This is a genomic window from Nocardia sp. NPDC051321 (genome assembly GCF_044455225.1).
In the GTDB taxonomy this organism is placed as follows: Bacteria; Actinomycetota; Actinomycetes; order Mycobacteriales; family Mycobacteriaceae; genus Nocardia.
Genome location: NZ_JBITEM010000003.1, coordinates 508,291 through 530,757 on the forward strand (window position 1 = coordinate 508,291; position 22,467 = coordinate 530,757).

The following is a 22,467-nucleotide window of genomic DNA, read 5'->3' on the forward strand; positions in this document are numbered from 1 at the left end:
TCCGAAGCTCAAAGAGAACGTGCTTTGTTCGCGAGGGTGGCCAGCGACGCGAGACCGTCGAGCACGGTCGACTCGGCCACGCCGAAGTCGATGAGGCAGGCGATCTCGTTCGCGCCCGCTCGGTGCAGGCTTTCGACCATCGGCAACGCCGAATCAGGGGTGCCGAACAGTCCATTGGTTCGGTAGTAGCGCTCGAAGGCGAAGTCCAGCACCTTGTTTCGCGACCTGTCGTCCAATGCGTCGAGCGCCTCTGCGCCACGGCGCCACAAATCGACAGAATCGGCAAGGTAACTCCTGAACGGTCCCTGCACCGTCTGCCGCACCGCGGCGTCGTCGTCACCGACGAAGGTGTGCAGCATGACCGTGACCTTGCCGCCATCGGCGTCGTGGCCGTGCCTGGCTCGCGCCTTGCGATAGGCGGTGATCTTGTCCGCCAGTTCGTCGACGCTTTGAAAGAGCAAGGCGGTCAACACGTTAGCGCCGAGTTCACCCGCCATCTCGAAGCGCTCGACTCCCCCGCTACAGGTCACCCAGGCGGCGAGGTCCTGCTGGATCGGCGTGGGAAAGATGCGCACCGATCGCGATTCGCCCACGCCGTTCGGCAACGCGATCGACTCGCCGCGCCACAGCTGCTGGACGCTGCGCATACCGGCGCGTGTGACGTCGACCCTGGCGCGGTAATTGTGTTGCGCCAGCACGAAATCGTCGGGATTCCAGCCGGTGGCGAACGCGACATCGACCCGGCCGTCCGACAGATTGTCGACCACCGACCAGTCCTCGGCGACCCGCACCGGGTTGTGCAGCGGCAGCACCACACTGCCCGCCCTGATCCGCACCCGCTCGGTGATCGCCGCCAGTGCCGCGCCGAGGACGGCCGGATTCGGGTACAGGCCGCCGAACTTGTGGAAATGCCGCTCCGGCAACCAGATCGAGGTGAAGCCGTGCGCATCGGCGAAGCGGGCGCTGTCGAACAACAGCCGGTAGCGCTGCGCACCGGAACGCTCTGCGTCGCTGGCGAAGAAGAACAGGCCGAACTCGACACCCGAGCCGATCGGGCAGGACCGCGCGATCGAGCGGCTCGGCGCGTCGACGACACCGGCGCTCGGATCACGGTGTTTGGCAACCTCGTCGACCAAATCGGCGACGCACAGGTCGGCGTAGATGTCCTCGGCGGACATCTCGATGCCGAATCGGTCCTCGAGGATCGTCAACAGCTCGGCGGCCTTGACCGAATCCAGGCCAAGCGCGGTGAGCGGTGTCCGGGGGTCGACGGATTCGAGGCCGAGGCGCTGCTTCGCCCAATCCAGGAAAAACGTCGCGGTATCGCTGCGCTCGCTCATATGGCCCTCGATTCGGACTCGTTGGCGTACAAGTGACGTAAGTGCGCTCGGCGGATCTTGCCGCTGGTCGTTTTCAGCACCTTGCCCTTGTCCACGAAGATCACTCGATGCAGCGCTACGGCGTGGTCGCGACTGACCGCGGATCTGATCGACGCCTCCAGCGCGGCGACGCCGTCGTCCGCGATGTCGTCATCGAGCTCCTGCACGACGATGAGCCGCTCCTCGCCGTTTATCTCGGTCGACAACGCGGCGCAGCCACCACGGCGCAGTCCCGGATGCGTGGATTCGATACTCCATTCGATATCCTGCGGGAACAGATTGCGTCCGTTGATGATCATGACCTCTTTGAGCCGCCCACACACAAAGAGATGCTCATCGACCACGAATCCGAGATCGCCGGTACGCAGATAAGGTGTTCCGCCCTCATCGGCGATCTCTGCCGAGAATGATTGCTCGCTCTCCTCGGGTTTGTTCCAGTAGCCCGAAGTAACACTCTCGCCGCACAGCCAGATTTCGCCGACCCGCCCCGTCTCCGGACGCCGAAGGGTCTCGGGATCGATCAGCGCCACGGTGCCCGCCCCAACCGGCCCCAGATCGACCAGTTCTCGGCCGTTCGGCTTTTCCACGACGACACCCTTTTCCAGTTCGTCGCTCGCGAACGAACGCGTGCGCAGCCCCGAGCCGACCGGTCCACCGCTCACATACAACGTCGCCTCGGCGAGGCCGTAGCCGGGGAAGAAACTCTGCCTGCGAAATCCGCTCACGGCGAATTTATCGGCGAACTTTCGCAGCACGATCGGATTGACCGGCTCGGCTCCGACGAAGGCAACGTCCCACTGCGACAGATCCAGCTGCTCAGCCTCGGTGGGCGATACTCGCTCGGCGCAGATTCCGTAGGCCAGATTCGGCCCGCCCGCAGTGGTATTCGTGTTTTCCGCTATCTCATTCAACCAGCTGAGCGGATTACGCAGAAACGTCAGCGGTGACATGAGCGTCGCGGGGTACCCGGCGAAAAGTGGCGAAAGAATGCCCAAAATCATGCCCATGTCGTGCGACGGCGGCAGCCAGTGCACGGCCGAGCTGGCCTCGGTGTGCCCGAAGGCGCGCCGTTGGCACTCGAGGTTGTGCATGAGGTTGCGGTGGCGCACCACCACCCCCTTCGGGCTGCCGGTGGAACCCGAGGTGTACTGCAGGTGCGTCACGTCGTCTGCCGAGGGCGGCGGCGTGTCGAGCAGTTGCCGGGAGCTATTGCCCGGGGTGGCCGCGCTGTCGATGATCTTCTCGTCGGGCCAACCGAGCAGGTCACGGGCCACCGACGTGGCCGACTGCGGCGCGATGACGGCAACGGCGCCACTGTCGCGCGCGATCGCCGCCACGGTCTCGGAATGTCGTTGCGAGGTCGGCACATACAGCGGCACGGCGACGCGCCGGATCAGCAGGCAGGCGAAAAACGCGTGCACCATGTCGAGACTCGGCGGGCAGAGCAGCAGGATTCGATCGCCCGGCGCACTGACTTCCCGCAACCTGGTCGCCAAGCCGATCACTCGGTCCAATAGAAGTGCGTAATCCTCGACTTCGCGATTACCGCGACCGTCCAGAAAGGTATAGCCGACTCGCGTGGGTTGTTCGATAGCGCGACGCACCAAGATGTCCGCCAGAGTCGACGGACGCTGCGATATGTGTTCGTAACTCATCGACCTTCGACCTCCCAAGTCAGCAATAGCCACACCGGACGAACGACATTCAGGCCTGCGGAAAACACCCTTGCGGGTGCGGAGACGCTCCGCGCGCAGCACATCCTCGCACAGATCCGATCGACCGAGCGTCGCTCGAAGTTCCCACGCCGTAGAAGGACTCGGACATCAGAACTCTGGCGCGAGGGTCCGCATCTTCATCACCAAGCGACTGCTTCTGGCACTGGTCAGTTGTCTTGAAAGTCTCGGAAAGCGTTGCGTCAGCGGCACGGTGGGACAGTTGGACGTATCGGACTGATGCGTGTCACTGCGCTCCTTTCCTAGTGAGGCGCAACGGCAGTGGTCGAGTGTTCCTCCTAGTTCGTCGCCGCGAGTGTCGCGGATGGGTCGAGGAATGTGCCGACCGCGGAAAGCCGCGATCGGCGGCCACTGCAAGAGTCAGAATCGGCGATTTGGTCGCGAAGCACACGTCGACGTCATAGTCCCGCTACCCGATGGCGTGTCGTGACTGCTGTTATCCGATCGTTGTCGAGACGTCGGCGCAATTCCGTAGGCGATGGAGCGAATAATTAGCGCAGATATTTCACAATTCGCGATGTTCCAATGGATTTCAGGCTCCATGATGTCCAGTGAGTAAATCGTCACGCATATCAAATTCGCATCGAATCGCAGGATTGATTCTCCATAAGGACCAGCCTCAGCGGGCTACCGAGCTCTACCCGACAACTGGGGAGCCACCGGCGCCAGGCCGCGAGGAGCGCTATCATCGCCAGTTTCCTTATGACACAAAGGATCCCGCCTACCTGGCATCGCGCCAGCCGGGCGCGCAGGCCCGGCCCCTTGCCTGGTCACCAACCGCGGCCTATCGTCTTTGTTACTTCAAAGCTCGAAATGTCTTCGCTGGCACTGTGTTTCACGCGGTGTCGCGTGACGCCGAGCGTCGGCGGCCCGTCTGCGGCGAAGCCTTTCTAGCACGCCGTCCGCTGCCCACCGGCACACGGCGCGAACCCCGCACACCCCGGCTCACCCTGTTTCCCACGAGGAGATCCAGATCATGACCATCCACCAGTCTCCGGATAACGACGCCGAGCTCCCCCAGGCGATTACCCGAAAACGCCTGCTGCAACTCGGTTTACTGGCGGTACCCGCCGCCGCGGCACTGACCGCCGGTGCGGCGACCAGCAGCGGTAACCCCGGCGAAGCCCCGCGGGCCCTGCCGGACGATCTGCAGCCGACCCCCGCCTGCCACGACGGGGACGCGGCCACCGTCGCGCAGACCGAAGGCCCCTACTTCAAGCCGGACTCGCCGCTGCGCAGCGATCTGGTGATCCCCGGCGCGCCGGGCACTCGGCTGACGGTCAGCGGCTACGTGTTCACTCGCTCCTGCCGACCGGTGGACAAGGCGCTGCTCGACTTCTGGCAGGCCGATGATGCTGGCGCCTATGACAATTCGGGATTCGACTGGCGTGGACATCAGTACACCGACGCGAGTGGCCGATTCAGCCTGTCGACCATCGTGCCGGGTCTGTACCCGGGTCGCACCCGGCATATCCATGTCAAGGTGCAGGCACCCAACCAGCGGGTGCTCACCACTCAGCTCTATTTCCCCGGTGAGCCCCGCAACAACACCGATTCCATCTTCGACCGTCGGTTGCTGATGACGGTCCGCGCCGTGCCCGCGGGGGAGGAAGGGACGTTCGACTTCATCCTGAACTTCCGCTGACAAGGGGGCGGACCGTGGTCGAATCAACTGTGCCTCAGATGATTTCGACGTTCATCGTGTAGGAGGCGTCGTCCTGCGGCGACGTGAGCGTCACGTGGTACTTGCCCGTCTGCGGGAGCCGGAGCTGGCTCCAGGTGTTGTCCCGGCAGATCACCTGGCCGTCGGGTGCCGCGATGTCGAAGCGCGCCGTGCCGGACGCGGAGGTGTAATGCGAGATGAGGTCGGTGGTCATCTGCTGACCGGCGCGCGCGTCGAGCACCCAGACGTCGGTGTAGCCGCGGTTGATGTAGCCGGTCACGGTGCCATGGTCGGTATTCGGCGCGAACTTGATCTCGGTGTAGACGCCGCTGGCACTGGCAACGCTGGCGCCCGCGGAGACGGCGAAGAACGCCGCCGCGATCGTAACCATGGCGAAGGCCACTTTACGGAAGGTGGTGAGACTGGCAGTCATGGTGTTCCCGTTTCTCGATGCAATGAAAGTTGGTACGCCACAAAGATTGCCGCCCCACACTCAGCAGTATCTATCGGTCCACCAACGGCGAACCGGACCGCCGTTGGTACGCCATCGGCTTGACTGGGCTGGTACCGTATCCTTTGTATACAACGGATGCGAAGGGTGTGGTGTGGTTTACGAGGACATACGTGAGCTGATCGTGGTCGGGGTGTTTGCCGCGGGGCAGGCGGTCGGGGAGCAGGAGTTGTGCGATCGGCTCGGTGTCAGTCGCACACCGGTGCGGGAAGCGTTGCGGCGCTTGGAAAGTGACGGTTTGGTGCGTGCCGCGCGCCGGGGTGTCACGGTGGTCGACCTGGATCGCAAGGCACTGCGTGACGCGTACCTGATGCGGGCCAGCTTGGAGGCACTCACCGCGGAACTGGCCGCACAGCGTCAGCGGGCGGGTGAGCTGTCCCCTGCGTCGCTGCGCAAGCTCACCGAACACGCCGATCTGGCTGACGCGGCAACCCGCGCGGGCGATCTCGCCGCCGGTGTCGAGCACAATCGGGCCTTCCATCGCCACATCGCCGAACTCGCCGATATCCCACTGGCGTTGGAGGTACTGGACCGGATCTGGGATCGGATCATCGTGTCCACTCGCACATCGCTGAACGCGCCACCGAGACCCGCGCGCGTGGACGATCAGCACCGCCACCTTATCGCCGCGATCACCGCGGGCGACCCGAACGCGACTGCCGCACAAGCCCGCGACCACGTCTTGGCCACGATGTCCGTCGTGGCCGAACCCGAGCAGGGAGCGACCAGTTGAGCAAGGAACACAGTTACCAGGTGACAGTGCGGTGGACCGGGAACGCGGGAACCGGCACCTCCGGCTACCGCGACTACAGCCGCGATCACGACATCCTCGCCGAGGGCAAGGATCCGGTGAAAGCCACTGCCGACCAGGCTTTCCTGGGCACCGCGGACCGGTGGAACCCCGAAGAGCTGCTGGTCGCCGCGCTGTCGCAGTGCCACATGCTCACCTATCTCGCCCTGTGCTCCCGCGCGGGCGTCCTGGTCACCGGCTACGCCGACTCGGCCAGCGGCGTGATGCGGGAGGACCTCGGTGGCGGGGGCCGCTTCACCGAGGTGGTGCTGCGGCCGGAGGTGACGGTCGCCGATCCGGGTATGCGCGAGCAGGCGATGGCGTTGCACGAGCAGGCGCACAAGTTGTGTTTCATCGCCAACTCGGTCAACTTCCCGGTCCGCCACGAGCCGGTGGTGCGCTGACTATCGCGAATCTTCCTACCGGGCGCGCGAATTCGACGCTCGGTGCGCCAAGGTCAGTGTGACGATGGGGATGCGGGCTCCTGTCTACCGACCGAGCTTCGTCCGGGCAGTTGGGCGAGGACCTCGAGAATCCGCTGCCAGGCGTCATCGGACGCGCTCGCGTCGTAGCTCGCGGGGCGGTCTTCGCACAGGAAGCCGTGCTCGGCCTGGGGATAGACGGTCAGTTCATGCCGCACTCCCCCTTGCTGGAGGCGCTGGCCCAAGCGCTGCCACTCGTCTGCGGTGATCAAGAAGTCCTGTCCGCCAACGAGCCCGACCAGCAGCGTGTCATGCTCGGCAAGAGCCGCCGCGCCCGCGGGCGTCAGGGGCGGTTCGGGCTCGGCCAGCGGGATGCCACCGTCCAGAGTCCAACCGCCGTAGCAGCTGATGACAGTGTCGAGCGGCAAGCGGGTGGCGGCGAGGACGCCCAAGTGGCCGCCGAGGGAGAACCCGGTGAACGCGCGAGCGGGCCCGGCCCCCAATTCTTTACCCGCGGCAAAGGCCGCTTCGGTATCGGCACTAACTCCCTCACGCGTCAGGTGACCCAGCAGTCGGAATCCCTCCTTGCGTCCGGCATCGTCGTAGCCGAGGTCGGCGTGGCGGGCCGTACGCCAGTAGAAATCGGGAGCAATCGCCGCGTAGCCGGCTGCCGCAAGCCGCTCGCACACCTTCCGCACCCAGGCAGTGACGCCGAACAGTTCCATGCCGACCACCACGGTCGCCGCGGAAGCCCCCTCCGACGGCACGGCCGCATACACATCGAGCCCATCGGACAGGCGCGTCCAACGAGCGGAAACCGGTACAAGATTCGACATGGGGCTCCCCGAACAAGCAGCAACAGGCATCCGAGGCGTCCCCCCGGACGAACCAGGCTAACCCCCGGCACCCTCCCCGCGGCTACGGCAACCTGTTCCCACCCGACCGAATTCAAGGCCGAGTCCGGTTCGGCATAGATATCCTCGCCCATCAGGTTCGGAGATCGCTCGCGGAATCACAGCACGCCCTGTCGATGGGCGGAGTCTGTCACGCCTGAGCATAACCGTATGGGCGGCACAAACATTCGCCATCAACACCGCACTGTGGGCTCCGGCGGCGGCTCCTCGCCAGGCGGCTAGAGTCGTTGTGTGTCAGATGATTTTCGGGTGGATCTCGCCGGTGCGGTCGAGGTCGTGCGCGCTGCGGTTGACTTCGACTGGACTTGGCGGGCAGGTGATGTCGAAGGCTTATGCACCCATCTGGGCTGGGACGAGCCAACTCCAGCCGAGCACGACGACACGCTGTGGTGGGCGCGGTCCTGGCTCGCTGTCGAGGATGCGGTCGCGACGTTCCAGCTGCACGGAGATCGGCTCGACACCATCATCCTTCCGATCACCGCCGAAGGGTGTGGGAGCGGGGCGCCCGGCGCGGCCACGTTCGCCGAGGCGGTCGCAGCGTTCTGTGACGCGTGGGGCGACCCGACTGGAGAGTGGATTTGTGGTCGCAATGGCCCGAGTTGGGTCATCGAGGACCTCGTGGTCGGCGTGTCACACGGCGTCACCATCGATCTGATACTGACGAACCAGCTCACTCAGCGGAATTGGGCAGACCGCCGCCACCGGCACACCGATGGGTGGGCGAATGCGGGAAAACAACTGACCGACAACGAGGTTCGCTTCGTCCGGCTGGCCGGCGGGCTCGTGCGGTTCGACCCCGGCGCATGGTCACGTGACGCGATCGAATCCGTGCTAACCGGGCTCGAACTACTCTCCGACGACGCGCCCCATCGAGCGCTCGAACTCTCGCTCGGGGACGGCTTATCGCTGAATATCAGGGATGATCCGGGCGATCTGTACAAGCCGTACGGCTATGGCGAGGTTCGCGAACTCGAGCTGGAGCTGCCGACTTCAGGGTCCGCGGGCGACAATTTGTACCGGGCGGCGTTCGAGGCATGCCGGTCATCGCTAGGCGCTCCGGATCTGATCGCTGGCGGTACCGAACTGGTCACCACGTGGATCGATGACGCCGTCACGGCGAGACTGACGCGCCGCTACCGAGGGAACGTGTGGTGGGGTGCCAAGACGGACCTGATGGCGATCAAACTGAGCCTTTCGCCGACCGAGCCCACCCAGAACTGGCTGGAAGATCGGTCCGTGAATGCGACGGAATACGATGGCGGGATCGACCCGGAGCCGCCTGAGCGGTGGCATCTACAGCTCGACGTGAGGCGCGGACTAAAGCGTTACATCGGGAATTTGGCAGAGCCCGCGTGGTGCGCCGACAGTTTTTCAGAGCTCAACCTCAATCTGTCGCTGCTGTTCACCTCGCTCGCCGACGATCTGCGCCTTCTTCCTAACATCGTCGAAATCGGCTGGGCGGTAGGCGTGGATGCCTCCGATGTCATCGCGCACGGCTGGTTTTCCGCGATCAGCTGTGGATCGTCCATTCTCGTGGATGGGACGGTACGGACTCGAAACTACCCTCCCACGAAGTCCGTCGGCCCAGTCATGGCCGACGCCACCGTCGCCGCCGTCCGCGCTTATGGCACAGGTGCCCCGCACGAACTATGGTGCGACGCCTGGACAGTCGGCCGCCCGCACGAGCTAGTCGCCGTCCGATGCGGGCTGCGCGGCGATCGACCCGCTCCGATCAAACGACGACTGGATCAATAGGCCTGGCCACTATCCGTCGACTCCTTCGACCCGAGAACAGGTCCGCGCGGTTCGTACAGGCACACACATCGGTGGGCCGATGAGCGGATGTTCATTGGGTTCGGACGTAGGGTGAGGGCTCATGGAGTCTGACAGCAAACTGGAGGACCTACGGTCAGTGCTCTCGTGCGTTTTCGAGAAGCTCGGTGCCGAGAGCCTCACCGAACCAGACCGGGTCGAGTTGGTGACGCGCGCCGAGGTGGTTCAGGATCAGATCGACGCGATCCAGGACGTCGTCGACGACGAGCGCGTACACATGCGGACAACGGCTGAGCCGGAGCCTTCGGGTGATCGATTGTTCTAAGCCAGCGCTGAGCCGCGCGGGTCGCGGTAGTAAGTGCCGCTGCCCGCACCTGGCAGGTAGCGTCCGAGATATGCTGCTGGACAACCGATCAGGGGGAACTGATGTCGTTGGCCTCTCGGCCGATGCCAGCACAGTTTCCTCCTGATCATCCGACCAATGTTGCGCAGCGGAGATCTGGCTGCGACTGGAGGGCACAGGCGGGCGTACCGCCTGGTAGACGATGCCGGTTCTTGGCGACGAGGCGGTAGAGCGCGGCAGCGAGCCAGCTAGTCGCCGTCCGATGCGGGCTGCGCGGTGATCGATCCGTCCCGATCGAACGACGACTGGATCAATAGGCCTGACCGTTATCTGTTGACTCCTTCGACCCCGAGAACAGTTCCGCGCGGTTCGTTCAGGCACGCACGTCGGTGGGCCGGTTGGGCGCGATTTCGGCCAGGCGCCCAAAGTGCCATCCCGAAAGCGACGCTCGCGACCGAGAACATGATGATCGGCGGAAGCGGAAGCAGTGCGGCCGCGTTTATCAGCAGTACCACCGAGCCGAGCAGGCCGGTCAGTGCCGCGGCTCGGGCTTGCCCGGCGGCCCGGCCGAGCATCAGGAACAGCACGCCGACCAGGATCAGCAGGATGCCGATGCCGAGACTGAAGCCGTTGAGCAAGTCATTGTAGCTGCGCTTCAGTCCAGGAAGATCGAACGTGTGCGACCGCATCGCGTCCTGTATTTCGTTCTCCGAAAACGACTTTGGGAGCATGTCCAGGATGACGTCCAGGACGGTGTGCACGGCTCCGGTCGTTATCCAGCACCAAGCGCCGATGCGGTAAGCAAGATTCGTTGACACGGAGACCTCCAACTCGCACGGCCACTACACTTGTAGCAATTACTACAAATGTAGCATCTGTTCCGTGAGTGCGATACAGCCCAGCCGCAAGGAGCTACTAGCCGACGGCGCGATCAAAGTCATTGCGGATCAAGGTCTTCGGGGCCTGACCCATCGGGCAGTCGACGACGCGGCCGGACTCCCCTCCGGCACCTGCAGTTATCACTTCCCCACCCGCCAGGCCCTGTTATCGGCCGTGCTCGAACGAATCGGCGCGCTGGAAATGACCGACATCGAGACCGCGTTAGCGGGTCAGCGACTGACGGACCTGCCAGCCGATGAGATAGTCACCAGAACCACCGGCCTACTCGCCCACTGGCTCGGGCCGGCGCGCGGCCGCAGTCGCGCCCGGCTGCTGCTCATGCTCGACACGCCAAGCCGCCAGCTGGCCGCACAATCCGCCACCGCCATCACCGCCGGCTTTCACACGGTGGCGGCTCGCGAACTAGCCGACCCCGACTTGGCCGGACTCATCATCGCGGTGCTGGAAGGGCTGCTCCTCAGCGAACTGACCGAGGGGCACACTCCGGTCGACACAGATCGTCTGCGCAGCCGAATCCTGGCAATCACCACGGGTCTCCTGCCACCGGAATCTTGACGACGTCGATCCCGAGCAGCGTTATTCGACGACGGCGTGGTCGGCTCGGGTGTTGTTGACGGCGTTTGCGTGGTCGATCTCGGCCATGTGGTCCTCCGCCCAGGTGCGCAATGCCGCCAAAGGGATCTCCAGGGACAGGCCCAGTTCGGTGAGCCGATAATGCACGCGTGGAGGCACTGTCGGCTCCACCCGGCGGGTGACCAGACCGTCCCGGGCCAGGTTCTGCAAGGTCACTGACAGCATTTTCTGAGACACACCCGGCATTCGCCGCCGCAGCTCGGCGAACCGTACCTCGCCCGGGGCAGCCTGGGCGAGGACCTTGACCGCCATCGACGTCCACTTTGTACCGATGCGATCGAGCAACTGACGGGTGGGGCACTGGCAATCGAACAGATCACCGCGATCCGCGGTCTTCGCGTGCGCTGATCGAGTAGTCACCTGGACCTCACCACCTGTAGTCATAGTGCCGTCTTGGCAGCACAACCGAGATTACCTAACGTTCCCTGGTAACCAATGGTAACTGCCCAGGAGGTTCTATGTCCTGCACGCCACCGCATGCCGAGCCGATCGAGCTGCGCCAGATCGAGACCAACGGCATCTGCGCCAATGTCGCGATCACCGGCACTGGCCCCGCTGTCGTTCTGCTGCACGGCTTTCCGCACACCTGGCGAGTGTGGAGCGAGATCATCGGCCCGTTGTCCGCGCAATACCGGGTCATCGCCACCGACCTACGCGGATTCGGCGCTACCAGCCGTGCGGCGGACGGCTACGACGCAGGCACGCTGGCCACCGATGTAGCCGGGATCCTCGATGCCCTCGGCGAACCCACCGCGGCCGTGGTCGCGATCGACGCAGGCACCCCGGTCGCGGTCCTGCTCGCCTTGCTGCACCCCGACCGGGTACGACAACTGGTCGTCATGGAAGCACTGCTTGGCACACTCCCCGGCGCCGAGGACTTCCTCGCCGCGGGTCCGCCGTGGTGGTTCGGATTCCATGCCGTCCCCGGCCTCGCCGAAACAGTCTTGATCGGCCAGGAGGCGCGGTATATCGAATGGTTTCTCACCACTGGCACCCGTGGCCGGGGCGTGCGCACCGATATCCACGACGCGTTCATCGACGCCTACACCGGAGATGACGCGCTACGCTGCGCCTTTTCCTATTACCGCGCACTCCCGGCCAGTGCCGACCAGATCAACCACGCCGTGACGGCCGGTCGGCTCACCGCACCCACTCTGGCGATCGGCGCCCATCCGGTCGGCGACGCGCTGGAACGGCAGCTACGCCCGTTCGCCGAAAACCTCACCGGACACGTCATTTCGGATTGCGGCCACATCATCCCGTTGGACCGGCCCCGGGAACTGCTCAGCCTCCTGCTGCCCTTCCTCGCCGACCGACGCGCCTGATCACGCAATCGCAGGGCGCCGCCATGGGCACCCAATACTCGGCGATTCCGGACATTCGGGGAGACGACCCTTTCGAGGATCCAGTCCCCCAATTGGCCGCTCCCCCAAGTTAATCGGCGGACAGCCGACCAATTACGTCGGTTGTCGCCGCTTGCTACGTTCGACATCATGATCAGCGAGTTCCGTTTCTGCGTCACGATGGCTCTGCCCGGCTCGCGTGCCACTTGGGACGGAATCCGCACCGCGCCCGGTGTTTTGGTCGGTACGCCGCAGCAGATCGCCGACCGTGTGCGTGAATGCCGCGACCGCGGGGACACCTACTTCACGATGATGGAACCAGACATGGAAGCGTTCGCGCCCGTGACCGAACTCCTGAAATAAGCGAAGGGCGCGCCGGGCATCGACTCTGGGGGACACACGCTATTCGGATATTTGCGTACGTTCGCCAGGCCTGCTCGACCGGCGCGGGTCACGGCGTGTTCGGACGGGCTGCTCGTTACACGTCGACAAGGTCGTCGCTATCGTGAACGACAAGGTCACCATTGAGTCGCGACCAGACCGGCGTGGCCTGGTCGATTCGTGGATCGGAAAGAGCGGCGTCGGATCATGGCAGAGGACCTGACCGTGACTCGGGGGCTGGTGATACCCGGGTCCGAGTTGCGTGAGCGGTTCTCGCGGTCGTCCGGCCCGGGAGGGCAGCACGTCAACACCACCGACAGTCGGGTAGAGCTGTCGTTCGACCTCGCCAACTCACCCTCGGTGCCGGAGTGGCTGCGTACCCGGATGCTCGATCGCCTGGCTACCCGACTGGTCAACGGGGTACTCACAATCGCCGCGTCGGAGCAACGTGCACAGTTGCAGAACCGCGCGGCCGCGCGCGAACGGCTGGCCTCGTTACTGCGTGACGCCGCTGCCGCCCCGCCACCGGTTCGCCGCGCAACCAAGCCCTCGCGCGGAGCAAAAGAACGTCGCATCTCCGCGAAGAAGCGGCGCGGCGTCACCAAACGCAACCGCCGCGCCTCCCCCGACGACTAGCCGACAGGCAGCGCCACAGGTCTGGGTATTCGGCGGCACGATCGTTGTCGAACAGGCCCGGCTCCCAAGCACTCGTGTGCACCCACTTGGCGCCGGCAGCCTGAGCACAGGCACGTGCATTCGGCCAGCCCAGGCTCCAGCAGAACGGTATGCGGCGGTTGTGGATATTGCTGAATCGCTTGCTGCCCAACGGTTGCGATGACCGCTTGTCGCGATCGGAGCTCGCCCGCCGAGTTGGTTGCTTCGTGAACCGGCGGGTAGGTGCCCCGATACCAGGAGTCGCGGAGCCTGGTAGTCCGGCTGCTCGCTGCCGATCATCGACGGATGAGACGAGCAGAACAGCGAATGACGCAGAAGTCCGGGCGCGGGTCCAATGAGAGAGTCCGCGTCATGACCGCCGAGGAAACCGTCGCGCGACAGCACCTCCGTCGCTGACTGCTTTACTAGAAGCGAGCGAACTTTCAGCTACTATCACAGAGTTTCCCGGTGCCCCGATCGAGGAGGATGCAGGCGATGGCTGTCACCGATTCGATGCTCGACACCACAGACCACCTGATCGATGGCGTGCGCTGCGCGGTCTACGACAGCGCTCCGGACGATCGCGGGGAAGCGGTGGTGTTCGTCCACGGTGTCCCGGGCCCCATGGACGACTGGGCGGAATTGGCGCCCGAGATCGCCGCGTTCGCACGCGTCATCGCGATGGATATGCCGGGTTACGGGCGATCGCAACATCCGAAGTCGTTCGACTACAGCGTGAAAGGCTACGCGCGGTTCCTCGGGCTGCTGATGGATCGGCTGGCAATCGAGCGGGCGCATCTGGTGCTGCACGACTTCGGCGGGCTGTGGGGACTGCGATGGGCGCTCGAGCATCCGCAGCGGCTGGCGAGCCTGACGCTGATCAGCACCGGCGTGCTCGACGACGGCTACCGCTGGCACCGGTTGGCCAGGATCTGGCAGACACCGATCGTGGGCGAGCTGTTCCAACTGGCGAGTACCCCGCGGACCATGAAGAAGGGGCTCGACCGCGTCAATCCCAGGCCGATGCCGCGAGCCTATGTCGATCGTGTTGGCCGCTATGCGGATTGGGCGCACAAGCGGGCGGTGTTGCGGCTCTACCGCGATACGCCCGAACCGCTGTCCTGGTTCCCGGAAAGGGATTTCGGCGCCGCGGCGCATGTTCCGGTCTGCGTGATCTGGGGCGCGGGCGACCCGTACAACCCGGTGCGTTTCGCCGAACGGCAGCGAAACTTCTTCCCCGACAGCGAGGTTCACCTTCTCGATGGTTTGGGGCACTGGCCGTTCATCGACGACCCCCAAGCGGTCCGCACACCACTGACCGCGTTCCTTCGCGAACACGTTAGGGCCTGACGGGAAGTGCTTGGCGGCCAACCGATCCAGCGGTTGGCCACTCACCCAAGTACGAGACCACGCCCTTCAGCGCTGATCGACGACGTCGCGGGATCAGAAAATCGCGAGAGGGTTGACCGTGACGCCGGTTAAGCCATGGATGCGCGGCGGGCCGACCGCGAGCAGGAAGCTGTAGCGCTCGAGTTCCGCGCACAGCGTCGCAAGGTCGTCGAGCTGTGCGCCGTCGATAAGCGGCATCGCCATCCGGCCCAGCGCGACGCCGTGCAGTGGGGACGGTCCATCAGCGTCCAGTGGCGGGTAGGCGTCGCCCCGGTCACCCGTATAGAGGGCGACCCCGCGACGGTGCATCCAGCGCACCGCGTCGAGACTGATGCCGGGAGCCGGCCGGCCAGGAATCAGCGGGTCTGCCGGCCAGCCGAACCGCACCGCCAGCGCGTCACCCGACTGTATCTCGACGCCTTGCCGTTGCTCGGCGTCTTCGAGGTCGCTCGACGTCACCGCGTGGCCGGATGGAAGCGGTTCTCCGACTGCCAGATCGAGCAGGACTCCTCGGGTCACGATGCCGGCGGCGAAGGCCGTTGTCGAGGCGAAGGTGATGCCCGCGGCCGTCACGACCTGATCCCTCGGACGACCTGGGTAGACCTCGCTGCCGGTCGACCAGTGCGCCAGCGCATCGATGTGCGTCGATTTGGCGTGATGGTTCGTGACCAGCATCAGATCGGCCGCCACGCCAATCCCGGTGTGGGACATCATCTGCTGCACGGGAGAAACATCTACCGTCGTGGGTGCGAACGGACTGCTGATCATCGGATTGGGCGTAATTGGTTGCGCCAACGAGGCCCACCGGCCGGTGCGCACCTCCGGGGCGGCCCTCGCGCGCACTTCGTCGTCGATGAGGTTGAGCGTTCCGAGTTCGTCGTCGGATCCCCACCTGCCCCAATTGTCAGGCAGGTCAAGGTCATTCGGGTCGGCCATCTGATTCGATCCTTCTTGTCACGATCAACCGGAACGACGGCGGCCTACCCGTCGTGGCGCGCCACCGGGCAGTACGGGCGCCGAATCGACGGTACTGCAACGAGCATGACCGCGCGCTCGTCAGCATTGCAAGCGCATCAGGCCCACCGTGGCGCGGTGGCTGCCTCCGCCATCCAGTCGGCGGGGGCGTTCATCCAGTTGACGGGTTACGTCGGTAGTCAGGACGTTCTAGAGTCCGTTTGTACCAAGCTCGTCAGCGCTGGAACGACCGCCGGTAGAGCATCGGGGTAGTGCCGACCTCGCGGGTGAAATGGTGTCGGAGGTTGCCTGCGGTGCCCATGCCGCAGAGTTGGCTGATGCGGTCCACCGGCAGATCCGTGGTTTCGAGCAGTTGGCGGGCTCGGGCCAGGCGTTCGGTGTGCAGCCAGCGCAGCGGCGTCGTGCCGGTGGCTTCGGCGAAGCGGCGGGCCAGGGTGCGGGTGCTGAGCCCGGCGGTGCGGGCCAGTTGCGTGACGGTGAGTTGCTGATCGAGATTCTTGCTGGCCCATTGCAATACCGGTCCGAGTCCATCGCCGTCGGATCGGGGCATCGGCTTCTCGATGTATTGCGCCTGCCCGCCCGCGCGGTGGGCTTGGACCACCATGCGGCGCGCCACCTGATTGGCGACATCCGCGCCGAGATCGGTGCGGATGAGATGCAAGCACAGGTCGATACCGGCGCTGACGCCCGCGCTGGTCAGCACGTCACCTTCGTCGACATAGAGCACCGCCGGGTCGAGCCGGACGTCCGGATACCGGGTGCGCATGAGTTCGGCATAGCGCCAGTGCGTGGTGGCCCGCCGCCCGTTCAGTAGCCCGGCCGCGGCCAAGGCGAACGCGCCGGTGCAGAACGAGACGACACGGGCGCCACGCGCGTGCGCGGACAGGATGGCGGCCGTCAATCGCGGATCCACGATGCCTGCGGATACGTCGGCGGGGTCGAGCCCGGGCACGATCACCGTGTCCGCGCTTTCGAGCGCGCCGAGATCGTGCGGAGTGTCCAGGACGAAGCCGTGCGCGACACGCGTCTTGCCGGGATCGGCGGCGCACATTCGCAGCTCGTACCACGGATCGGCGATATCGCGCCGGTCGATGCCGAACACCTGCGTGGCAATGGCCAGCTCGAACATCGGCATGCCATCGATGACGGCGACCGCGACGACTCCCGGGTTACCCATGACACCAGACTACTGGCAGAATTTTCGTCAAGTTAGTCATTTCTGCCACTCGTCGGCGACCGCTCCCACGACGAGGCTGAATCTTGTGACTACGACTGATGTTTCGCACCTACCCCGGCTGCGCCATGAGACGGCGTTCGGCCTGGCCGCGGCGGTGATCGGGTTCTGCCTGGCGGCCTCCGCCATGCCCTCGCCGCTCTACAAGCTCTACGCCGCGACCTGGCATTTGGACACCTCTACCGTGACGCTGATCTACGCCACCTATTGCTTCGGCGTCTTGACGACCCTGCTGGCGGTCGGGCGCATATCCGACAGCGTCGGCCGTCGTCCGGTCATCGCGGCCGGGCTGGCCGGGCTACTCGCGTCGATGGTGTTGTACGGCTACGCGTCTGACGTGATCTGGCTCTTCGCCGCCCGCGCCGTGCAGGGGTTGTCGACCGGCGTCGCCATCAGCGCGGCCGGCGCGGCGTTGCTGGAGCTGTACCGACACGACAATCCCGCCAAAATCGGTCTGTACAACGTCGTCGCGAGCACGCTCGGGGTCGGATCGGGTGGCATGGCGGGGTCACTGCTTGTGCAATACGTGGCCAATCCACTTATGACGCCTTATGTTCTGCTCGCGGTATTGGCGACGCTCCTGCTGGCCGGCACCGTGCTGATGCCGGAAACCGTGGTGTCGCGCACCGGATTCCGGATCACCGCGCCCGGGGTGCCGCGGGCGATCCTCGCACCGTTCGTGCTGGCGGGTCTGGCGGTCGCGTGCGCGTGGTCGATCGTCGGCCTGTTCCTCGGCCTGGTCGGGGCGATCGTCCCGGCCCTGCTGCACACCAGCAGTTACCTGCCCGCCGGTGGCTCCATCTTGGCGATGGGTTGTGCGGGCGCGCTGGCCTCGGTGCTCACCCAGAAGACGGCACCGGCGACCCAGATCGCCCGCGGCATGGCGATCCAGTCGGCAGGCATCCTCGGGCTGGCCGCGTCGGTGACCGGCGACGGCACCGCAGTAGGTTTCCTCGCCGCCAGCGTCGTCATCGGATTCGGTATGGGCAGTGCGATGTTCGGTTCCTTGCGCACGATCGGCGCCGCGGCCCCGCCGGACCGACGAGCCCAGGTGATGGCGGCGTTCTACATCATCGCCTACGCGGCCATCTCGCTCCCGGCCATCGGCGCCGGATACACGGCTCGCAGCCTCGGCGCCGCGCCAACTATCCAGCTCTTCGGCGCGGGCATCGTCGTCGTCTCGCTGGCGACCATGGTCCTTGCCCGCACTCGGCACCGCGCGGCGGAAAACTCCACCGCCACAGTGCAATTGGTTTCCTCTCGAACATAATCCACGGCTGGCCGGTCCGGGTATACGGTGGTCGGGCAACATTCAGAATCAGAACCGCACGATGGTGGACCGCGTCGGCGCCGGTCTAGTGGCGACCAGCTAGACAACATCGTGCCCGATCGAGATCGTCGGAACGCCGTTCGGGCGCAACCGAATTCGAGTCAGACGGCCGGAGCGTCCGACAGGCAGGGCGAACGGTCCGTCAGCACCTGCCGGTTCAGTCGCCGGAGTGGTCCGGCAGGAGTTGAGCCGCGAGTGATCGTGCCGATACAGCGCATAGCCCGACCGCGCAGCTGACGGCGGGCGGCCACGGACAGTCGGATCCGGTACCGCCGGAGAAGGTCACGCCGATGAACTTGGTGTGCCGGGACTCGATCAGCAGCAGGGAGATTCGCCGCCTTGCCGCTGATCGAGAATTGCGGACCTCGCCGGATTGCCGCCCCGCGTCCTGCGCCGGATAGTCGATGACGGCATGTGCGGATGTGCCGCTAGCTCGGCCGGGTCTTGTTGCCCTCAGGTGAGATGCCGCTGCTGGCTTGGTCGTTCGGCACGAAGTTGGCGTATTCCTCGATCCGGGCTATGAGGCCGTCGTCGAAGCGGAAGTACACCGCGGCGTGCAGTTCACCGCGCATGCCGTTCTTGGTTGCCACGTGCACCACGTGCTGCTGAAAGACGGCATCCTGGTCGGAGATCTGACGGATGACCTCGTAATGCATCGACTCGATGGTGTGGATCTGCCTGCGCATGCTTTCCATATTCTCGTCGATGGTCTGCGCGCCTTTGCCGTCGTTGTGCCAGACAGTCGCGGTGGCGGAACACATCGACCGCGCACTGGCGAAGTCCCCGTTTTCCAGGTTGCGAAGATACTCGATTGTCTTGTCTCTGTTGTCTCGGCTCGGCGTCGATGGTTGGCTCACGGTGTTGTCTCTTCTTCTGGTTGCTTGTCGTAGGTCAACGCGCGTTCTCCCGCCTCGATGCGGATCGGCAGGTGGTTGCCCGGGGGTGAGAGCGGGCAAGTGAATACCGACGGCGAGAAGTGGTGCTGGGACAGGGTTGTCCGGTTGAAATCGACCGGTACGGTGCTGCCGGGTGTGCGCGGCGGCAGCAGTAACCACCGGCCGATCTGCGGCGTACCGTTTCCGTTGGTGTCGTCGGTGAAGATCAGCAGGCGGCGGCCCGGCAGATCTTCCAGCACGGCGAGCACGTACTCCTCGCCGCCGATGGTGACCACGAGATCGACCGGCGCCGGGAGAGCATCGGTGGTCCGCGGAACCGTCAGTCGTTCGACTTCGATGACGCGACCGGGCGGCGCCGCCCGGTACCGGCCTGCGAGAACCCACGCCGGATCGTATGGGTAGGCCACGATTTCGCTGAGGCCCGACCGCGCGACGGCGGAGTCGTCCATGATGACGAGGGCGTAGGTTCCGTTCGCCCCCGATACCGAACCTGTTCGCCCGGAAGGGAACTGGAGACGGCTGCCAGGACCGACATCCGCTGTCCCGTCCACGGCCTTTCCCTCGACAAATACTCCGTCGGCGAGGGTTGCTGTCACTGTCAAACCGCCCGCTTCGGTATTGCTCCATCGCCCTGGAACGTCGGCCACGATCTGGGGTTCGGGTCCGGAGATCATGCCCTTTGCAACGACTTTCGCCTTCCCCCGAGGCCCGGCCATTTCTTCCCACCTGAGCCTGCGCCAGGATTCGTATTCGGTGGCGGCGTCGTTTCCAGTGGCGTTATTCTCCTGGTCTGCACTCATCAGAACTCCTTGGAATCCGTCGACATGGCGTGTGGCGCAGTGCGTTCGGGACCTCGCGCGAAGACATAAACGACCGCGGCCGCCAGCAGACCGGTGCCGGCCCACATCGCCTGCTGCCAGCCGTCGACGAAGGACTGCTGAGCGGCGTGGATAACGGCCTGTGACCGGGAGCCGGCGGCACCGACGGCGTTGGCGATGCCCCGGCGTGCGGTGTCCGCGACATCGGCCGGAACCCCGTCGAGACGGGAGTCGATGGCGCCGCGGTAACCCGCGGCCAGCACCGCTGCGAGCAACGCGACGCCGAGCGCGGTGCCCAGTTCCCTGGTGACGTCGTTCAACGCGGACGCCACGCCCTGACGTTCCCGAGGCAGCGAGCTGGTGATGGCCTCGGTGGCGGGCGTCATCGCCAAACCCATGCCCAGTCCCATGGCCAGCATCCCGGGCAGTACCGAGAGGTAGCCGCCTTCGACTGAAACCAGCCCGGCCATCAGGGCCAGGCCCGCGGCGCCGAGGACGATCCCTGTCGCCATCGTGACGCGGCCTCCGACGCTGGCGGCCACCCGCGGGGCGAGACCGGACGCGACCATCATCAGCACCATCATCGGCACGAGCGCCAGGGTGGCGCGCAGACCGGACCAGCCGAGCACCGCCTGAAAATAGGGGAAAACGACCACGAGAATTCCCGCCTGCACGCCGAAGACCACCAGCAACGTCACCGTTCCGCTGGCCAGGCCGCGCGCGCGAAAGAGGCGGACGTCCAGCAGCGGAGCTCGTCGGCGCAACTCCCATCCGACGAAACCGATGAGGCCGACGACACCGGCGAGCAGGCTCAACAGGGTCAACGGCGTGGTCCACCCTCGTTCCGGCCCTTCGTCGAGGACCAGGATGAGCCCGACGACGGCGACCATGGACCAGAGCGAACCGGCGGCGTCGAAACCGTGCGGTGACTGCTCGCGGGAGTTGGGCACCGACCGCACTGTCACGACCACGGCTACTACGACGAGCACGATCGGCAGGACGAACAGCCACCGCCAACTCGCCAGGTCGACCAGCACCGCGGACAGGAACATCCCCAGGATGCCGCCGCCGCCGGCGACACCGGTCCACACGCCGATCGCTCGTGAGCGTTCCTCATCCGGAAAGGTCGAGGTAATGACGGCCAGGGTCACCGGCATGATCATCGCCGCACCCACACCACTTACGAGCCGTGCCACCAGCAAGATCTCGGCGGACGGAGCGAGACTCGCCGCGAGGTTAGCCATCCCGAAAAGGGCCAAGCCGGTGAGCAGTACCGGTTTGCGACCCCACCGATCACCGACCGCACCGAGCGGCAGCAGCAACGCCGCCAGGCTCACGGTGTAGATGTTGATGATCCACAAGACGGTGCCCTGCGATGCGCCGAACTCGATCGCGACCTCCGATTGGGCGACGTTCAACCCCGAGACCGAGGCGATCACCGCCATGAGGGCGACGCACACCGCGATCAGGATCGCGCGTCGTCGGCGCGGGTCGTCGATCGTCACCGTAGTGGTGCCCGGGTGATCCGGTATTGCTGTCTGCTCGGTCACGAGTGTCCTTCCGATCCGTTCATGTCGAGAAGCCACCGTGCCCCACGACCAGGCACATCGGCAAAGCTTCTTGCCGAATGGCAAAATACTGGGATGGACGCAACGATCGATCGAGCACTCGACGCCGTCGGACCCAGGCTCAAACGCCTCCGACTGCAGCGCGAGACCACGCTCACCTTGCTCGCCGAGCAAACCGGCATCTCGGCCAGCACACTGTCCAGACTCGAGGCGGGCCTGCGCCGCCCGACGCTCGAACAGCTCCTACCCCTCGCGCGTGCCTACGGGGTCACTCTCGACGAACTCGTCGACGCGCCATCCACGGGCGACCCGCGCCTCAACCTACGTCCGCTCACCTGCCAGGATGGCTCGACGATCCTGCCCCTGACCCGCAGGCCGGGAGGCATTCAGGCCTACAAGTTCGTCCTGCCCACCGGCAACGACGACAAGGAACCCGACCTGCGCACACACGAGGGTTACGACTGGGTCTACGTGCTCAACGGGACACTGCGCCTGGTCCTCGGCGAGCACGACCTCACCCTCACGCCCGGGCAGGCCGCGGAATTCGACACCCGCACACCGCACTGGTTCGGCGCCACCAGCTCAGGGCCCGTCGAGTTCCTCAGCCTCGTCGGTAGACAAGGAGAGCGCGTACACGTCCGCGCAGCGCCGAAACCGATCACGACCGAGTAGTGGACCGGGATGCTGTCTTGTCTGGCAGGGCTTTTGGCGATAATGCTGCTTTCGAAACAACCGCAGGCTCGATGAGTCAGGGGTCAGCAGAACCCACTCAACTCGGCATTACGCACGTTCGACGGGCCGAGATGATCTCTGCCCGT

General features: G+C 65.2%; 23 protein-coding genes. 12 read left to right on the forward strand and 11 right to left on the reverse strand.

Going from position 1 to position 22,467, the window contains the following annotated elements:
* Window positions 1-8 precede the first annotated feature (8 nt).
* Both ACIA8C_RS09225 and ACIA8C_RS09230 read right to left on the reverse strand, forming a co-directional pair.
* Entirely contained in the window at window positions 9-1,340 is a 1,332-nt protein-coding gene (locus tag ACIA8C_RS09225; protein ID WP_397132626.1) for a MupA/Atu3671 family FMN-dependent luciferase-like monooxygenase, read from the reverse strand.
* Complete coding sequence (locus ACIA8C_RS09230) at window positions 1,337-3,034, reverse strand: fatty acyl-AMP ligase (protein WP_397132628.1); 1,698 nt, start codon at window positions 3,032-3,034, stop codon at window positions 1,337-1,339. The genes ACIA8C_RS09225 and ACIA8C_RS09230 overlap by 4 nt, the downstream gene beginning before the upstream one ends.
* Before the next feature lie 1,054 nt (window positions 3,035-4,088).
* Between ACIA8C_RS09230 and ACIA8C_RS09235 the strand changes: the two genes are divergently transcribed.
* Window positions 4,089-4,757: a dioxygenase gene (locus ACIA8C_RS09235; RefSeq protein WP_397132630.1), complete on the forward strand. Its 669-nt coding sequence runs from the start codon at window positions 4,089-4,091 to the stop codon at window positions 4,755-4,757.
* Window positions 4,758-4,791: 34 nt separating this feature from the next.
* Here the strand turns inward: ACIA8C_RS09235 and ACIA8C_RS09240 are convergent, their stop codons facing one another.
* A complete protein-coding gene (locus ACIA8C_RS09240; RefSeq protein ID WP_397132632.1) occupies window positions 4,792-5,208 on the reverse strand; it encodes a hypothetical protein in 417 nt (138 codons plus the stop codon).
* A gap of 172 nt (window positions 5,209-5,380) precedes the next feature.
* On the opposite strand from ACIA8C_RS09240, the gene ACIA8C_RS09245 reads away from it, so the two are divergent.
* Window positions 5,381-6,019 carry a GntR family transcriptional regulator gene (locus tag ACIA8C_RS09245; RefSeq protein ID WP_397132634.1) on the forward strand — a complete coding sequence of 213 codons (639 nt, stop codon included), beginning with the start codon at window positions 5,381-5,383 and terminating at the stop codon, window positions 6,017-6,019.
* Window positions 6,016-6,480, forward strand: a complete 465-nt coding sequence (locus ACIA8C_RS09250; protein WP_397132636.1) for an OsmC family protein — start codon at window positions 6,016-6,018, stop codon at window positions 6,478-6,480. The genes ACIA8C_RS09245 and ACIA8C_RS09250 overlap by 4 nt, the downstream gene beginning before the upstream one ends.
* 53 nt (window positions 6,481-6,533) lie before the next feature.
* Here the strand turns inward: ACIA8C_RS09250 and ACIA8C_RS09255 are convergent, their stop codons facing one another.
* Window positions 6,534-7,334, reverse strand: a complete 801-nt coding sequence (locus ACIA8C_RS09255) for a dienelactone hydrolase family protein (protein WP_397132638.1) — start codon at window positions 7,332-7,334, stop codon at window positions 6,534-6,536.
* A 327-nt stretch (window positions 7,335-7,661) separates the two neighbouring features.
* Here ACIA8C_RS09255 and ACIA8C_RS09260 point away from each other — a divergent pair, with 327 nt between their 5' ends.
* Complete coding sequence (locus ACIA8C_RS09260; protein WP_397132640.1) at window positions 7,662-9,167, forward strand: DUF6301 family protein; 1,506 nt, start codon at window positions 7,662-7,664, stop codon at window positions 9,165-9,167.
* 121 nt (window positions 9,168-9,288) lie between these two features.
* Window positions 9,289-9,510, forward strand: coding sequence for a hypothetical protein (locus tag ACIA8C_RS09265; protein WP_397132642.1), 222 nt, complete (start codon window positions 9,289-9,291; stop codon window positions 9,508-9,510).
* Between the two features lie 344 nt (window positions 9,511-9,854).
* Here ACIA8C_RS09265 and ACIA8C_RS09270 read toward each other — a convergent pair whose 3' ends face one another.
* Entirely contained in the window at window positions 9,855-10,346 is a 492-nt protein-coding gene (locus tag ACIA8C_RS09270) for a hypothetical protein (RefSeq protein WP_397132644.1), read from the reverse strand.
* 64 nt (window positions 10,347-10,410) lie between these two features.
* On the opposite strand from ACIA8C_RS09270, the gene ACIA8C_RS09275 reads away from it, so the two are divergent.
* Window positions 10,411-10,983, forward strand: coding sequence for a TetR/AcrR family transcriptional regulator (locus ACIA8C_RS09275; RefSeq protein WP_397132646.1), 573 nt, complete (start codon window positions 10,411-10,413; stop codon window positions 10,981-10,983).
* A 21-nt stretch (window positions 10,984-11,004) separates the two neighbouring features.
* Here ACIA8C_RS09275 and ACIA8C_RS09280 read toward each other — a convergent pair whose 3' ends face one another.
* Entirely contained in the window at window positions 11,005-11,421 is a 417-nt protein-coding gene (locus ACIA8C_RS09280) for a winged helix-turn-helix transcriptional regulator (RefSeq protein WP_397132648.1), read from the reverse strand.
* 98 nt (window positions 11,422-11,519) lie between these two features.
* Between ACIA8C_RS09280 and ACIA8C_RS09285 the strand changes: the two genes are divergently transcribed.
* From ACIA8C_RS09285 to ACIA8C_RS09300, 4 genes are all read left to right on the forward strand, one after another.
* Window positions 11,520-12,386 (forward strand): alpha/beta fold hydrolase, encoded by an 867-nt coding sequence (locus ACIA8C_RS09285; protein ID WP_397132650.1) that lies wholly within the window; start codon window positions 11,520-11,522, stop codon window positions 12,384-12,386.
* A 168-nt stretch (window positions 12,387-12,554) separates the two neighbouring features.
* The gene (locus ACIA8C_RS09290) at window positions 12,555-12,767 is read left to right on the forward strand and encodes a hypothetical protein (RefSeq protein WP_397132652.1); all 213 of its coding nucleotides are present in this window, start codon (window positions 12,555-12,557) and stop codon (window positions 12,765-12,767) included.
* Window positions 12,768-12,992: 225 nt separating this feature from the next.
* Window positions 12,993-13,421: an alternative ribosome rescue aminoacyl-tRNA hydrolase ArfB gene (gene arfB / locus ACIA8C_RS09295; protein ID WP_397132654.1), complete on the forward strand. Its 429-nt coding sequence runs from the start codon at window positions 12,993-12,995 to the stop codon at window positions 13,419-13,421.
* A 513-nt stretch (window positions 13,422-13,934) separates the two neighbouring features.
* Window positions 13,935-14,789 carry an alpha/beta fold hydrolase gene (locus ACIA8C_RS09300; protein WP_397132656.1) on the forward strand — a complete coding sequence of 285 codons (855 nt, stop codon included), beginning with the start codon at window positions 13,935-13,937 and terminating at the stop codon, window positions 14,787-14,789.
* Window positions 14,790-14,882: 93 nt separating this feature from the next.
* On the opposite strand, the gene ACIA8C_RS09305 is transcribed toward ACIA8C_RS09300, so the two are convergent.
* Window positions 14,883-15,764: a cyclase family protein gene (locus ACIA8C_RS09305; RefSeq protein ID WP_397132658.1), complete on the reverse strand. Its 882-nt coding sequence runs from the start codon at window positions 15,762-15,764 to the stop codon at window positions 14,883-14,885.
* A 253-nt stretch (window positions 15,765-16,017) separates the two neighbouring features.
* On the reverse strand, window positions 16,018-16,980 hold the full coding sequence (locus tag ACIA8C_RS09310; protein WP_397132660.1) for a helix-turn-helix domain-containing protein: 963 nt from the start codon (window positions 16,978-16,980) through the stop codon (window positions 16,018-16,020).
* An 85-nt stretch (window positions 16,981-17,065) separates the two neighbouring features.
* Between ACIA8C_RS09310 and ACIA8C_RS09315 the strand changes: the two genes are divergently transcribed.
* On the forward strand, window positions 17,066-18,307 hold the full coding sequence (locus ACIA8C_RS09315; protein WP_397132662.1) for an MFS transporter: 1,242 nt from the start codon (window positions 17,066-17,068) through the stop codon (window positions 18,305-18,307).
* 488 nt (window positions 18,308-18,795) lie between these two features.
* Here the strand turns inward: ACIA8C_RS09315 and ACIA8C_RS09320 are convergent, their stop codons facing one another.
* From ACIA8C_RS09320 to ACIA8C_RS09330, 3 genes are read right to left on the reverse strand one after another with little or no spacing between them, the layout of a single operon-like run.
* Window positions 18,796-19,224 carry a nuclear transport factor 2 family protein gene (locus tag ACIA8C_RS09320; protein WP_397132664.1) on the reverse strand — a complete coding sequence of 143 codons (429 nt, stop codon included), beginning with the start codon at window positions 19,222-19,224 and terminating at the stop codon, window positions 18,796-18,798.
* Window positions 19,221-20,063, reverse strand: coding sequence for a DUF1684 domain-containing protein (locus ACIA8C_RS09325; protein ID WP_397132666.1), 843 nt, complete (start codon window positions 20,061-20,063; stop codon window positions 19,221-19,223). Before ACIA8C_RS09325 ends, ACIA8C_RS09320 begins: the two co-directional genes overlap by 4 nt.
* Window positions 20,063-21,631, reverse strand: a complete 1,569-nt coding sequence (locus ACIA8C_RS09330; RefSeq protein WP_397132667.1) for an MFS transporter — start codon at window positions 21,629-21,631, stop codon at window positions 20,063-20,065. Before ACIA8C_RS09330 ends, ACIA8C_RS09325 begins: the two co-directional genes overlap by 1 nt.
* A gap of 93 nt (window positions 21,632-21,724) precedes the next feature.
* Here ACIA8C_RS09330 and ACIA8C_RS09335 point away from each other — a divergent pair, with 93 nt between their 5' ends.
* Window positions 21,725-22,321 carry a helix-turn-helix domain-containing protein gene (locus ACIA8C_RS09335; protein WP_397132669.1) on the forward strand — a complete coding sequence of 199 codons (597 nt, stop codon included), beginning with the start codon at window positions 21,725-21,727 and terminating at the stop codon, window positions 22,319-22,321.
* Window positions 22,322-22,467 lie beyond the last annotated feature (146 nt).

Coding starts and splice junctions, on each gene's coding strand:
- ACIA8C_RS09240 (WP_397132632.1), bottom strand. CDS start 5,208: ATGACTGCCAGTCTCACCACCTTCCGTAAAGTGGCCTTCGCCATGGTT.
- arfB (WP_397132654.1), top strand. CDS start 12,993: ATGGCAGAGGACCTGACCGTGACTCGGGGGCTGGTGATACCCGGGTCC.
- ACIA8C_RS09285 (WP_397132650.1), top strand. CDS start 11,520: ATGTCCTGCACGCCACCGCATGCCGAGCCGATCGAGCTGCGCCAGATC.
- ACIA8C_RS09310 (WP_397132660.1), bottom strand. CDS start 16,980: ATGGGTAACCCGGGAGTCGTCGCGGTCGCCGTCATCGATGGCATGCCG.
- ACIA8C_RS09265 (WP_397132642.1), top strand. CDS start 9,289: ATGGAGTCTGACAGCAAACTGGAGGACCTACGGTCAGTGCTCTCGTGC.
- ACIA8C_RS09335 (WP_397132669.1), top strand. CDS start 21,725: ATGGACGCAACGATCGATCGAGCACTCGACGCCGTCGGACCCAGGCTC.
- ACIA8C_RS09325 (WP_397132666.1), bottom strand. CDS start 20,063: ATGAGTGCAGACCAGGAGAATAACGCCACTGGAAACGACGCCGCCACC.
- ACIA8C_RS09230 (WP_397132628.1), bottom strand. CDS start 3,034: ATGAGTTACGAACACATATCGCAGCGTCCGTCGACTCTGGCGGACATC.
- ACIA8C_RS09305 (WP_397132658.1), bottom strand. CDS start 15,764: ATGGCCGACCCGAATGACCTTGACCTGCCTGACAATTGGGGCAGGTGG.
- ACIA8C_RS09300 (WP_397132656.1), top strand. CDS start 13,935: ATGGCTGTCACCGATTCGATGCTCGACACCACAGACCACCTGATCGAT.
- ACIA8C_RS09255 (WP_397132638.1), bottom strand. CDS start 7,334: ATGTCGAATCTTGTACCGGTTTCCGCTCGTTGGACGCGCCTGTCCGAT.
- ACIA8C_RS09290 (WP_397132652.1), top strand. CDS start 12,555: ATGATCAGCGAGTTCCGTTTCTGCGTCACGATGGCTCTGCCCGGCTCG.
- ACIA8C_RS09235 (WP_397132630.1), top strand. CDS start 4,089: ATGACCATCCACCAGTCTCCGGATAACGACGCCGAGCTCCCCCAGGCG.
- ACIA8C_RS09225 (WP_397132626.1), bottom strand. CDS start 1,340: ATGAGCGAGCGCAGCGATACCGCGACGTTTTTCCTGGATTGGGCGAAG.